The 11,731-nt window shown below is 53.1% G+C and carries 14 protein-coding genes; 8 read left to right on the top strand and 6 right to left on the bottom strand.

Annotated features, from left to right (window positions below; translation table 11 throughout):
* Positions 1 to 7: 7 nt before the first annotated feature.
* From pspD to pspA, 4 genes are read right to left on the bottom strand one after another with little or no spacing between them, the layout of a single operon-like run.
* Positions 8 to 232, bottom strand: coding sequence for a phage shock protein PspD (pspD, locus tag BJ887_RS06610; RefSeq protein ID WP_014170342.1), 225 nt, complete (start codon positions 230 to 232; stop codon positions 8 to 10).
* Between the two features lie 12 nt (positions 233 to 244).
* Positions 245 to 604, bottom strand: a complete 360-nt coding sequence (pspC, locus tag BJ887_RS06605) for an envelope stress response membrane protein PspC (protein ID WP_014170343.1) — start codon at positions 602 to 604, stop codon at positions 245 to 247.
* Positions 604 to 828 (bottom strand): envelope stress response membrane protein PspB, encoded by a 225-nt coding sequence (gene pspB / locus BJ887_RS06600; protein WP_025204011.1) that lies wholly within the window; start codon positions 826 to 828, stop codon positions 604 to 606. Before pspB ends, pspC begins: the two co-directional genes overlap by 1 nt.
* Before the next feature lie 54 nt (positions 829 to 882).
* Positions 883 to 1,551, bottom strand: coding sequence for a phage shock protein PspA (gene pspA, locus BJ887_RS06595; RefSeq protein WP_014170345.1), 669 nt, complete (start codon positions 1,549 to 1,551; stop codon positions 883 to 885).
* 166 nt (positions 1,552 to 1,717) lie between these two features.
* Between pspA and pspF the strand changes: the two genes are divergently transcribed.
* From pspF to sapF, 6 genes are all read left to right on the top strand, one after another.
* Positions 1,718 to 2,695, top strand: a complete 978-nt coding sequence (pspF, locus tag BJ887_RS06590) for a phage shock protein operon transcriptional activator (protein ID WP_121339613.1) — start codon at positions 1,718 to 1,720, stop codon at positions 2,693 to 2,695.
* A gap of 88 nt (positions 2,696 to 2,783) precedes the next feature.
* Positions 2,784 to 4,424 carry an ABC transporter substrate-binding protein SapA gene (sapA, locus tag BJ887_RS06585; RefSeq protein ID WP_121339611.1) on the top strand — a complete coding sequence of 547 codons (1,641 nt, stop codon included), beginning with the start codon at positions 2,784 to 2,786 and terminating at the stop codon, positions 4,422 to 4,424.
* Positions 4,421 to 5,386 carry a putrescine export ABC transporter permease SapB gene (gene sapB / locus BJ887_RS06580; protein WP_014170348.1) on the top strand — a complete coding sequence of 322 codons (966 nt, stop codon included), beginning with the start codon at positions 4,421 to 4,423 and terminating at the stop codon, positions 5,384 to 5,386. The genes sapA and sapB overlap by 4 nt, the downstream gene beginning before the upstream one ends.
* Positions 5,373 to 6,263, top strand: a complete 891-nt coding sequence (gene sapC / locus BJ887_RS06575) for a putrescine export ABC transporter permease SapC (RefSeq protein WP_014170349.1) — start codon at positions 5,373 to 5,375, stop codon at positions 6,261 to 6,263. Before sapB ends, sapC begins: the two co-directional genes overlap by 14 nt.
* Positions 6,263 to 7,255: a putrescine export ABC transporter ATP-binding protein SapD gene (gene sapD, locus BJ887_RS06570; RefSeq protein ID WP_014170350.1), complete on the top strand. Its 993-nt coding sequence runs from the start codon at positions 6,263 to 6,265 to the stop codon at positions 7,253 to 7,255. Before sapC ends, sapD begins: the two co-directional genes overlap by 1 nt.
* Position 7,256: 1 nt before the next feature.
* Positions 7,257 to 8,063 (top strand): putrescine export ABC transporter ATP-binding protein SapF, encoded by an 807-nt coding sequence (gene sapF, locus BJ887_RS06565; protein ID WP_014170351.1) that lies wholly within the window; start codon positions 7,257 to 7,259, stop codon positions 8,061 to 8,063.
* A gap of 146 nt (positions 8,064 to 8,209) precedes the next feature.
* On the opposite strand, the gene BJ887_RS06560 is transcribed toward sapF, so the two are convergent.
* Complete coding sequence (locus BJ887_RS06560) at positions 8,210 to 8,800, bottom strand: TetR/AcrR family transcriptional regulator (protein ID WP_047356763.1); 591 nt, start codon at positions 8,798 to 8,800, stop codon at positions 8,210 to 8,212.
* 132 nt (positions 8,801 to 8,932) lie between these two features.
* Here BJ887_RS06560 and BJ887_RS06555 point away from each other — a divergent pair, with 132 nt between their 5' ends.
* Entirely contained in the window at positions 8,933 to 9,328 is a 396-nt protein-coding gene (locus BJ887_RS06555) for a RidA family protein (protein WP_020882451.1), read from the top strand.
* A gap of 72 nt (positions 9,329 to 9,400) precedes the next feature.
* On the top strand, positions 9,401 to 10,225 hold the full coding sequence (locus BJ887_RS06550; RefSeq protein WP_047356764.1) for a helix-turn-helix domain-containing protein: 825 nt from the start codon (positions 9,401 to 9,403) through the stop codon (positions 10,223 to 10,225).
* A 52-nt stretch (positions 10,226 to 10,277) separates the two neighbouring features.
* Here BJ887_RS06550 and BJ887_RS06545 read toward each other — a convergent pair whose 3' ends face one another.
* Positions 10,278 to 11,627, bottom strand: a complete 1,350-nt coding sequence (locus BJ887_RS06545; RefSeq protein ID WP_047744895.1) for a GGDEF domain-containing protein — start codon at positions 11,625 to 11,627, stop codon at positions 10,278 to 10,280.
* Positions 11,628 to 11,731: the final 104 nt, after the last annotated feature.

Below are 11,731 nucleotides of genomic sequence, written 5' to 3'. Positions count from 1 at the left end.
GCAGGAATTATTGGGGAAAGTAGCGGCGTGAAAGCCGTTTTGCCACTTTTTGCAGCAGAGGTTCGAGCGCCACAGCCAGCAACATTCTTACCGGCTTGCGGGCAACAGATTTTATCGCCCAACCCGCCACACCTGCCGGGCCGAAACGTAATGCCGTCAGCAGGACCAGTTTACCTGCGATTTTCAGGCCGGGTTTTACCTTCTGACCGGCCTGTTGCCAGTTTTGCTTCATGTATATTCTCTCTTAAAGCTGACGAAAACGGCTTCTCAGCGTGAAGGTGTCAGACGTGACATAGCGCTCCATCTCACGTAACCGCTTCTCCCCAGCGGCGAGTTGATCGTCAACCGCGTTGAGAAGATCGTTGCTGGTCGGTGCGCCTTCTGCGGCCAGTTCACCTTCCGGCATCGGGTCGAGTACAAACGACAGCACGATGTACGCCACCAGGGTGATAAACGCCAGACCGAAGAAGATCGACAGCACCGTTACCACGCGAACCAGTTTGACCGGGACATCAAGATAATGAGCCAGTCCGGCACAGACGCCGCGTACCATTCCCTGCTGCGGAATGCGCCACAATTTTTTGTTCAGATTCAGTCCGGCCATTAACGGTCTCTCCAGTTTGGATGTTCTGCATCGAGGATATCTTCCAGCGCCTGAATGCGTTCGCGCATTTTATTCGCCTGTTCGGTCAGCTGTACGAGACGCTGTTGTTCACTCTGGGAAAGTTCACCACGTGAAGAACGGTTGCTGTAGTGCAGCCATAACCAAATCGGCAGAACAAACAGCACGAAAATGGTCAGGGGAATAGCCAGAAAAAGCGCGCTCATGTGTACTCCTTGTCTTACGATGCGTGGCGGCACGCTCAGGTGCCGCACAAATTATTATTGGTTGTCTTGCTTCATTTTGGCTTTCAGCGCAGCAAGTTGCTCGCTGATTTCATCGTCCGCTTTCAGGTCAGCGAACTGCTGATCCAGTGACTTTTGTTTACCAATGCTGTGACTTTCCGCTTCCGCTTCCATATGGTCGATACGGCGTTCAAACGACTCAAAACGTGCCATTGCTTCATCCAGCTTACCGCTATCCAACTGGCGACGTACATCGCGGGATGAACTTGCCGCCTGGTGGCGCAATGCCAGCGCCTGCTGACGCGCACGCGTTTCGTTCAGTTTGTTCTCAAGCTCACCAATCTCTTTCTTCATACGCGAAAGCGTATCATCGACCAGTGTGACTTCATGCTCGAGCGTCGCGACCATGTCTGCCAGCTTCTGTTTTTCAATCAGCGCGGCGCGGGCCAGGTCTTCTTTATCTTTACGCAGCGCAAGTTCTGCTTTTTCCTGCCATTCGTTAAGCTGAGCGGTCGCCTGCTCAATGCGGCGCGTTAACTGTTTTTTCTCAGCCAGCGCACGGGCGGAGGTAGAACGCACTTCAACCAGCGTATCTTCCATTTCCTGAATCATCAGGCGCACCAGCTTCTGCGGATCTTCCGCTTTCTCAAGCAGTGAGTTGATATTGGCGTTCACGATGTCGGCGAAACGAGAAAAAATACCCATAATGTGATCCTCATAGTTCTGTTATCGGGCGATGCCCTGCTACATAGCTAATACAAATACCGTGCCAAGTTTTTATCTTGTTGATTTTACTTGATGTGGTTGATTTCCAGGCATCGGCACACTATGCTCACCTGGTGAATATCACTAAGGAGTGGTTAATTTCATCATGGCTGGATACAAAGACAATTTACTCGGCGAAGCCAACAGTTTTCTGGAAGTCCTCGAACAGGTCTCCCGTCTCGCGCCGCTCAACAAGCCGGTGCTTATTATCGGTGAGCGCGGCACGGGTAAGGAACTGATTGCTAACCGTCTACATTATTTATCCGGACGCTGGGATGGCCCCTTCATTTCGCTTAACTGCGCGGCGTTGAATGAAAATCTGCTCGACACGGAGCTTTTCGGTCATGAAGCCGGTGCTTTTACCGGTGCCCAAAAACGCCATCCGGGTCGTTTTGAACGCGCCGACGGCGGCACGCTGTTTCTTGATGAACTGGCCACCGCGCCCATGCTGGTACAGGAAAAGCTGCTGCGCGTGATTGAGTATGGCGAGCTGGAGCGTGTCGGCGGTAGCCAGCCGTTGCAGGTCAACGTGCGTCTGGTGTGCGCGACCAATGCCAACCTCCCGCAAATGGTGGCAGAGGATAAATTCCGTGCCGACCTGCTCGACCGGCTGGCCTTTGACGTCGTTCAGCTCCCGCCGCTGCGCGAGCGAAGAAGCGACATCATGCTGCTGGCAGAGCAGTTTGCGATTCAGATGTGTCGCGAGCTCGGCCTGCCGCTTTTTCCGGGGTTCAGCGAGTATGCAAAGGAGACACTCCTCGCTTACCACTGGCCGGGAAATATCCGTGAGTTAAAAAACGTCGTGGAGCGTTCTGTCTATCGCCACGGCAGCAGTGAGACCGAGCTGGATAACATTATTCTCGATCCTTTTCAGCGTAGCCCGCAGCCAGCTTCCGCCCCGCCCGTGTCCGGGGCTTCCCCTTCACTTCCCCTGGATTTGCGGCAGTTCCAGCATGAACAGGAACAACAGCTGCTTGAGCAGAGCCTGAAGGTGGCGAAATATAACCAGAAACGGGCGGCTGAACTCCTGGGTCTGACCTACCATCAATTAAGGGCATTGCTCAAAAAGCATCAAATGCGCTGACAATATCAGCACTTACCCGCAGACATTTTTACGAAGCAGGCGTAAGTGCGATACACTTTGCAGATCGAACCTAAAAACCTTAAAAATTATGCGTCTGGTTTTATCGTCCTTCTTTGCACTTGGTTTGTTCAGCAGCCTGGCGTTTGCTGCGCCCGAACCCGCTACGCAACCTGATATTCGCGACAGCGGCTTCGTCTATTGCGTAAGCGGTCAGGTTGATACATTTAACCCGCAAAAAGCGGGCAGCGGCCTGATTGTGGATACCCTTGCCGCGCAACTCTATGACCGTCTGCTTGATGTGGATCCCTATACCTACCGTCTGGTGCCAGAGCTTGCCGAAAGCTGGGAAGTCCTGGATAACGGCGCGACCTACCGTTTCCACCTGCGCGATGATGTCGCATTTCAGCACACGCCATGGTTTACCCCAACGCGCAAACTGAACGCGGATGACGTGGTCTTTACGTTCCAGCGTATCTTTAACCGTAATCACCCGTGGCATAACGTTAACGGCAGCAACTTCCCCTACTTCGACAGCCTGCAGTTTGCCGATACCGTTAAAAGCGTTCGCAAGCTGGATAACCGCACGGTGGAGTTTTCGCTGAAGCGCCCGGATGCCTCTTTCCTCTGGCACCTGGCCACCCACTATGCGTCCGTCATGTCTGCTGAATACGCCGCGAACCTGAGCAAAATCGATCGGCAGGAGTTAATCGATCGTCAGCCAGTCGGTACCGGTCCGTTCCAGCTGGCCGAATATCGCTCCGGACAATATATCCGCCTGCAGCGCCATGCGCATTTCTGGCGCGGCACGCCGCTGATGCCACAGGTAGTGGTCGATCTTGGCTCTGGCGGGACGGGACGTTTATCAAAACTGCTGACCGGGGAGTGCGACGTGCTGGCGTGGCCTGCTGCCAGCCAGCTCACCATTTTGCGCGACGATCCGCGTTTGCGCCTGACGTTACGCCCCGGCATGAACATCGCCTATCTGGCGTTTAATACCGATAAGGCGCCACTGAACAACCCTGCCGTACGCCATGCGCTGGCGCTGGCCATCAACAACCAGCGTCTGATGCAGTCGATCTATTACGGTACGGCAGAAACCGCCGCCTCTATTTTGCCGCGAGCCTCGTGGGCCTATGACAGTGAAGCTAAAATTACGGAATACAACCCGGCAAAAGCGCGTGAACAGCTGAAAGCGCTGGGGGCGGAAAACCTGACGCTGCAACTCTGGGTACCGACCAGCTCTCAGGCCTGGAACCCAAGCCCGCTGAAGACCGCCGAGCTGTTGCAGGCAGATATGGCGCAGGTGGGGGTGAAAGTGATCATCGTGCCGGTTGAGGGTCGTTTCCAGGAGGCGCGCCTGATGGATATGAACCATGATTTAACCCTGACAGGCTGGGCGACCGACAGTAATGACCCGGACAGCTTCTTCCGTCCGTTGCTGAGCTGTGCGGCGATTAACTCCCAGACCAACTACGCCCACTGGTGCAACCGGGAATTTGACGGCGTGCTGCAAAAAGCGCTGGCGTCCCAACAGCTGGCGTCACGCATAGACGCCTATGATGAAGCGCAGAAGATCCTTGCCGAAGAGCTGCCCGTGCTACCGCTGGCCTCGTCCCTGCGCCTGCAGGCCTATCGCTATGATATTAAAGGCCTGGTGTTGAGTCCGTTCGGCAACGCCTCCTTCGCTGGCGTGTCTCGCGAAAAAGAACAAGAGGTGAAAAAACCATGATCATTTTTACCTTGCGCCGCCTTCTGCTGCTGTTGGTGACGCTCTTTTTCCTGACCTTTGTTGGTTTCAGTCTGAGCTATTTCACCCCGCACGCCCCGCTTCAGGGGTCGTCGCTGTGGGATGCGTGGCTCTTCTGGTTTAACGGTCTGCTGCACTGGGATTTCGGTGTTTCAAGCATCAACGGACAGCTCATCTCCGAGCAGCTGAAAGAGGTTTTCCCGGCGACAATGGAGCTGTGCATTCTGGCATTCGGTTTTGCCTTAATGGTTGGTATTCCGGTAGGGATGCTGGCAGGGATTTATCGCAACAAATGGCAGGATAAATTTATCAGCGCCCTCGCCCTGCTCGGCTTCTCGATCCCGATCTTCTGGCTGGCGCTGCTGCTGACGCTTTTCTTCTCCCTCAACCTGGGCTGGCTGCCGGTTTCTGGCCGTTTTGACCTGTTGTATACGGTAAAAACGGTGACCGGGTTTGCTATCGTTGACGCCTGGCTGTCTGATTCAGCCTGGCGACATGAGATGATCGTCAGCGCCGTACGCCATATGGTCCTGCCGGTACTGACGCTGGCGGTGGCACCGACAACCGAAGTGATCCGCCTGATGCGCCTGAGCACCATCGAGGTGTTTGATCAGAACTATGTCAAAGCGGCCGCCACGCGCGGCTTATCGCGCCTGACTATCTTGCGCCGTAATGTGCTGCATAACGCCCTGCCGCCTGTTATCCCGCGACTGGGGCTCCAGTTTTCCACCATGCTCACTCTGGCGATGATTACCGAAATGGTCTTCAGCTGGCCGGGGCTGGGACGATGGTTGATCAATGCTATCCGCCAGCAGGACTACGCCGCCATTTCGGCGGGCGTCATGGTGATTGGCTCTCTGGTGATTATTGTTAACGTGATTTCCGATATTTTGGGTGCTATGGCCAACCCGTTGAAGCATAAGGAATGGTATGCCCTACGATAACGTATACAGTGAAAAGCGCACGCCCGGTGCGCTGCGTACCGTGTGGCGTAAATTCTATGGTGACACCACGGCAATGATTGGCCTTTATGGCTTCGCCGGGCTGGTGTTGCTCTGCGTTTTTGGCTCCTGGTTTGCGCCCTATGGTATTGATCAGCAGTTCCTTGGCTATCAACTGCTGCCCCCATCCTGGTCGCGCTACGGTGAAGTCTCTTTCTTCCTCGGTACGGACGACCTCGGGCGTGACGTATTGAGCCGCCTGTTGAGCGGCGCGGCGCCGACGGTCGGCGGTGCATTTGTGGTGACGTTTGCTGCCACCATCTGCGGTCTGGCGCTCGGCATCTTTGCCGGGTCGACGCATGGCCTGCGCTCGGCGGCACTGAACCACATTCTCGACACCCTGCTCTCTATTCCGTCCCTGCTGCTGGCCATTATTGTGGTGGCGTTTGTCGGGCCACACCTGTCGCATGCCATGTTCGCGGTCTGGCTGGCGATCCTCCCTCGCATCGTGCGTTCGGTATACAGCATGGTGCATGACGAACTGGAAAAAGAGTATGTCGTCGCAGCTCGCCTGGACGGTGCAACAACCTTAAACATCCTTTGGTTTGCCGTACTGCCGAACATCGCTGCCGGGCTGGTCACGGAGATCACCCGCGCCCTGTCGATGGCGATTCTGGACATCGCGGCGCTTGGTTTTCTCGATCTCGGCGCGCAGCTGCCGTCGCCTGAATGGGGCGCGATGCTCGGTGACGCGCTCGAGCTTATCTACGTTGCGCCGTGGACAGTCATGTTACCGGGCGCAGCCATTATGGTGAGTGTGCTGCTTGTCAACCTGCTGGGCGATGGTATTCGCCGTGCAATTAATGCGGGGGTGCAATAATGCCGCTTCTTGATATTCGCAACCTGACCATCGAGTTCAAAACCGGTGAAGGCTGGGTGAAAGCCGTCGATCGCATCAGTATCACCCTTGCTGAGGGTGAAATTCGCGGGCTGGTGGGTGAATCCGGTTCAGGGAAAAGCCTGATCGCCAAAGCCATCTGTGGTGTGGCGAAGGATAACTGGCGCGTCACCGCTGACCGTATGCGTTTTGATGATATCGACCTGCAACGCCTCTCTCCTCGCGAGCGTCGCAAGCTGGTCGGCCATAACGTATCAATGATTTTCCAGGAGCCGCAATCCTGTCTTGACCCGTCCGAGCGCGTGGGCAAACAGCTGATGCAGAACATTCCCGGGTGGACCTATAAAGGCCGCTGGTGGCAGCGGTTTGGCTGGCGTAAGCGTCGTGCTATTGAGCTGTTGCACCGCGTCGGGATCAAAGATCATAAAGATGCCATGCGCAGTTTTCCGTACGAACTGACCGACGGTGAGTGTCAGAAAGTGATGATTGCCATCGCGCTGGCCAATCAGCCGCGTCTGCTGATTGCGGATGAACCGACCAACGCGATGGAACCGACCACGCAGGCGCAGATTTTCCGCCTGCTGACGCGTCTGAACCAGAACAACAACACCACCATTTTGTTAATCAGTCACGACCTGCAAATGCTCAGCAAATGGGCTGATAAGATTGATGTGATGTACTGCGGGCAGACGGTCGAAACCGCCCCGAGTGAAGACCTCATCACCGCGCCGCATCATCCGTATACGCAGGCGCTGATCCGCGCCATTCCAGATTTTGGCAGCGCCATGCCACACAAGAGTCGCCTGAACACCCTGCCCGGGGCTATCCCGCTGCTGGAGTCCTTGCCGATTGGCTGTCGTCTGGGGCCGCGATGCCCGTATGCGCAGCGTAAATGTATTGAGACGCCACGCCTGACAGGGGCCAAAAATCATCTATATGCCTGTCATTTCCCGCTGAACATGGAGAGAGAGTGAAATGGTCGAAACCTTACTGGAAGTCCGTAACCTGAGTAAGACCTTTCGCTACCGTACCGGGCTGTTCCATCGTCAGACCGTTGAAGCCGTGAAGCCGCTCAGCTTTACCCTGCGCGAAAAACAGACGCTGGCGATCATCGGTGAGAACGGTTCCGGTAAATCCACGCTTGCGAAGATGCTGGCAGGCATGGTTGAACCCTCCGGCGGCGAAGTGCTGATAGATGACCATCCGCTGGAATTCGGTGATTACTCTTTCCGCAGCCAGCGTATCCGCATGATCTTCCAGGATCCGTCGACATCGCTCAACCCGCGTCAGCGTATTTCGCAAATCCTCGATTTTCCGCTGCGTCTGAATACCGATCTCGAGCCAGAAGCGCGACGCAAACGCGTTTTTGAAACCCTGCGGATGGTTGGGCTGCTGCCCGATCACGAGAGCTATTACCCGCACATGCTCGCCCCCGGCCAGAAACAGCGTCTTGGGCTCGCGCGTGCGCTGATATTGCGCCCGAAAGTGATCATCGCCGACGAAGCGCTCGCCTCGCTGGATATGTCGATGCGGTCGCAGTTAATTAACCTGATGCTCGAATTACAGGAAAAACAGGGTATCTCGTATATCTACGTGACCCAACATCTGGGGATGATGAAACACATCAGCGACCAGGTGATGGTCATGCATCAGGGTGAGGTTGTTGAACGTGGCAGTACCGCAGATGTTATGGCCTCTCCGCTTCATGAACTGACTAAGCGATTGATTGCCGGCCATTTCGGTGAAGCATTAACTGCGGACGCGTGGAGAAAAGATCGCTAGCGCGTTGGTGCAAGGGGCGGATTAACAACGCTCATCACACGCGAAATCCTCGCGGCGTTTTAACGCCCCTTATCCGAAAAAATGCCCCCGGCACACCCATTCCTTTAAGGGTTTAATAGCAGCTCGCGCGCGTTAACCCTTTCCTTTCACTGATGGCGTAACCCGCTTGCAAGCAGGACAAACACCTCAATCGCATGTGGCAACGTCTTCTGCGGATCGTCACTGGCGGCTATCAACAGTGCAGCATTGAGCGCAGCGCCATTTAACAGCTGCGCAGCGACGTTTGCATCCATGTCTTTCAGGACCTTGCATTCAATCATTTTTTCTATGGTCTGACGGGTAGATTCCAGGCAGCTATTCTGGCTGGGCCAGTGGGCCGGGTCCCCCAGAACAGCCGGACCATCACGCAGTACAATACGCTGCACTTCCGGATCGAGCGCCATTTTGATGTAAGCGACGCCTTCGGCCAGTAGTCGCTCCCAGTCATTCTCGGCGCTGGCGGCAATTGCCTTCGCCTTTCGTGCCATTTCGCTGTCTATCTGGGCGACCACCGCAGCCAGCAAGCCTTTCTTGTCAGTGAAATTATGGTATAGCGCTCCACGTGTTAACCCCACGCTTGCGGTCAACTCATCCATGGAGGCTGCGGCATAGCCTTTCTCGGCAAAAGCTTTGCGCCCTGCCTGAATCATTTTTTCGCGATTTTCCTGGGCCGTTTCGGCACGGCTTTTTGCAGCCATAAGACGTCCTTGGTTACGTTGTGTTTTTCCGTTTGACATACGTGGCGTATGTGGTTTAGATTTTGACATACGCCACGTATGTTAATACGACCGCGTGATCTCAACAATACCCCCAATCGAAAAGGAAATGCCATGCACCCACGTGAACCTGTATTTCCCGCTAATCGTCATGCCCTCTATGAAGAACATGGCTATTCTGCTGCCATTCGCTCTGGCGATCTGTTATTTGTCTCAGGCCAGGTTGGAAGCCGCAGCGACGGCACACCTGAAACGGATTTCGGCGCTCAGGTACAACTGGCTTTTGATAATCTCCAGGCTACGCTTTCTGCCGCGGGATGTACGTTTGATGATGTGATCGACGTGACGACGTTTCATACCGATCCTGAAAATCAGTTTTCAACCATCATGGAAGCCAAAAAATTAGCGTTCCCCCGCCCCCCTTATCCGAACTGGACGGCTGTGGGGGTAAACTGGCTTGCGGGCTTTGATTTTGAAATTAAGGTCATTGCCAGAATCCCACCGCAATAACGCGAGTATTTGGCATAAGCCCCACCGGCAATTTATTAATTACGTCATGACGCCACACGCTGTAGATATCGATTGAAAGAAAGTATTAGTAAATATATTCTCACCTGGGTAGAGGAAAATAACTTTTCTATTTTACATATTGATCAACTGGTTAAAGATACCGGGTATAGCAGAAGAACCATCGAAACATGGTTTAAAGAGAAATATCACCTCTCTTTAGGTGAGTACATCCTAAGGAGAAGGCTGAGCCTTGCGGCCATCATGCTCAGAATGACGTCGCTTCCCGTTACGGACATTGCTTATTTATTTCACTACCAAAGCAGCCAGGGGTTTTCAAGAGCCTTTAAAAAGATGACGGGACTCACCCCTTCTGAATACAGAAATGCAAAAGAGTGGGATTTTGATATCCTTCAGCCCTCATTTTTATTAGACGATCTTCAAACACCCAAAATAACACTCTGTGAACTCAATGAGATTTTTCCGTATACCCATGAGATTATAGAGCACGATCATCTTTTTGATACAGCGGTGCACGATGTCACTAAAAAAATCAAAAAACTCCTGCTTGAGAATCGCGATCGGATCCAACAGCTTGCCATAGTGCCGCGCCGACCAGAACGTCTGGGTAAAAGCCGTTCCTATCTGGTAGAAGTCTTAATTTCATATTGTTTAGACAGCACTAAAACAACAAAGAAAGACACACTTTTACTTACCGGAAAATATGCAAAAATGTCCTTTGAAGGCAGCTGGGAATGTTATAGCGCCTATAACAAAATTGCGTTTGTTAAGGCAATGGTGACGAACCGCCTGACGCTGCGCGATGGCATTCATTTAATGCGTTTTAACGCCTGCAGCGATGAGCGCGTTAACTTTGATATTTACATCCCTGTGTTATAACCCCGTTTTTTCTTGCGCGTAAATCACACCGCGGGAGGCGCGCAACGCCGGATCAGACCGACCCTGCGGCCTGTCTGCACACGGTTCTGTTTTTACCACCGTGCTTGGCCTCATACAGTGCTTCATCCACATCACGAATGATATCGCTACTGTTGACGTTTTCCTGAATGGCTGAGCACACGCCAATACTTAACGTTACCGTTAGAGGCACCGCGTACAGGTTACCCTGCCCGGTGCGTTGCTCAACATTCTTGCGAATACGTTCTGCGACGGCTACGGCCATACTCCTGTCCGTGTCGGGCAACAGCAGGCCAAACTCTTCACCTCCCAGTCTGGCAAAGACGTCGTTATCACGAATACTGTCTTTAATAATATCCACGACCGCCAGAATGACGCGGTCCCCCACAGGATGTCCCCAGGTGTCATTAATGGTCTTAAAGTTATCGATATCCAGCATCATAATGCTGGTGCCCTTTTCTGTTCTGAGCATGCGGAGCCGCTGAAGTGCCTCAAAAAAATACTTGCGGTTGAAGATCTGCGTAAGGGGATCGCGGTTAACCCGATCGCCAAAAAATCTCAGCAAGCTGAAGACATGTAACAGTAAGGTACAGATAACGAATAGTTTACTGAACACTTCTACCGCCCGGCTGATATACCAGAGCGACAGGTTATACGTATCGAGTAAGAGCAGGAAAAAGTTATAGGTGATCGCAGAAAGGCACACCACGATGATGCTGTTCCAGACGCCAGATGAAAAGCGTGTCACGTAAGTCATGTAGCAGGCCAGGGCCGACCAGAGAACTATCAGAGCGTTAACGTAGCGGACATCCCAGACAGGATGATACTGATCGGGGCGATACGCGGCTATCGTTAATGTCCAGGTTGGATTGTAACTGCTCAACGCATGGGCCAGCACCGGGAACATAACCAGGGGGATTAACGATATTAGCGCCAGCCAGACCTTATTCCGTAATGTGAACCGTCGCCGTGCCGTGTGTTTCTCCACCCATACAGCAAGCCCCAGCAAAAAAATAAAACTTAACTGGCGGAAAAAATAAAATACCGCCGTATCGTTAGTTTTTAGCGTATGGGTTAACCCTGCGTCTTCAGGAAGCTGAATGACGATAATCGTTTCTATGAAATAGATGAGACCGCTCAGAAACGCCATGCTCAGGATTAACAGGGATAAATGAGATCGGTCAGACGCATACTGCATCTGGATAAAAATAGAGATAATGGTATCCAGAAAAAATAGCGCAATCATGACGATCAAATAGGTTGTCATGGGTACCCTGAAACCTGGATTATCATTAACAAAAAAGGAGTTCACCGCGATCATCAGTGCAAACAGCAGCGCACCGGACAGCACGATCATTTTCTCAGCCAACGTAATGTTATTCATGTTCATTAATACCGCATAAATAAAAGACGTGAAACGGCAGAGCGATTTACACCATTCTCTGCTTAACATCGAGGGGCAAACCGGTCAGGCTTGCCACCCTCTTT

This window comes from Enterobacter sp. WPR_3_1 (genome assembly GCF_003635055.1).
Lineage (GTDB): Bacteria > Pseudomonadota > Gammaproteobacteria > Enterobacterales > Enterobacteriaceae > Enterobacter > Enterobacter ludwigii.
The sequence above is the reverse complement of the archived record's forward strand: the minus strand, read 5'-3'. Positions and strand labels throughout refer to the sequence as shown.

Bases quoted from the DNA above. Each gene is read 5' to 3' on its own strand.
- pspD (WP_014170342.1), bottom strand. From the start codon at position 232: ATGAAGCAAAACTGGCAACAGGCCGGTCAGAAGGTAAAACCCGGCCTG.
- sapD (WP_014170350.1), top strand. From the start codon at position 6,263: ATGCCGCTTCTTGATATTCGCAACCTGACCATCGAGTTCAAAACCGGT.
- sapF (WP_014170351.1), top strand. From the start codon at position 7,257: ATGGTCGAAACCTTACTGGAAGTCCGTAACCTGAGTAAGACCTTTCGC.
- BJ887_RS06555 (WP_020882451.1), top strand. From the start codon at position 8,933: ATGCACCCACGTGAACCTGTATTTCCCGCTAATCGTCATGCCCTCTAT.
- pspF (WP_121339613.1), top strand. From the start codon at position 1,718: ATGGCTGGATACAAAGACAATTTACTCGGCGAAGCCAACAGTTTTCTG.
- BJ887_RS06560 (WP_047356763.1), bottom strand. From the start codon at position 8,800: ATGGCTGCAAAAAGCCGTGCCGAAACGGCCCAGGAAAATCGCGAAAAA.
- BJ887_RS06545 (WP_047744895.1), bottom strand. From the start codon at position 11,627: ATGAATAACATTACGTTGGCTGAGAAAATGATCGTGCTGTCCGGTGCG.
- sapA (WP_121339611.1), top strand. From the start codon at position 2,784: ATGCGTCTGGTTTTATCGTCCTTCTTTGCACTTGGTTTGTTCAGCAGC.
- pspA (WP_014170345.1), bottom strand. From the start codon at position 1,551: ATGGGTATTTTTTCTCGTTTCGCCGACATCGTGAACGCCAATATCAAC.
- sapC (WP_014170349.1), top strand. From the start codon at position 5,373: ATGCCCTACGATAACGTATACAGTGAAAAGCGCACGCCCGGTGCGCTG.
- pspB (WP_025204011.1), bottom strand. From the start codon at position 828: ATGAGCGCGCTTTTTCTGGCTATTCCCCTGACCATTTTCGTGCTGTTT.
- sapB (WP_014170348.1), top strand. From the start codon at position 4,421: ATGATCATTTTTACCTTGCGCCGCCTTCTGCTGCTGTTGGTGACGCTC.
- pspC (WP_014170343.1), bottom strand. From the start codon at position 604: ATGGCCGGACTGAATCTGAACAAAAAATTGTGGCGCATTCCGCAGCAG.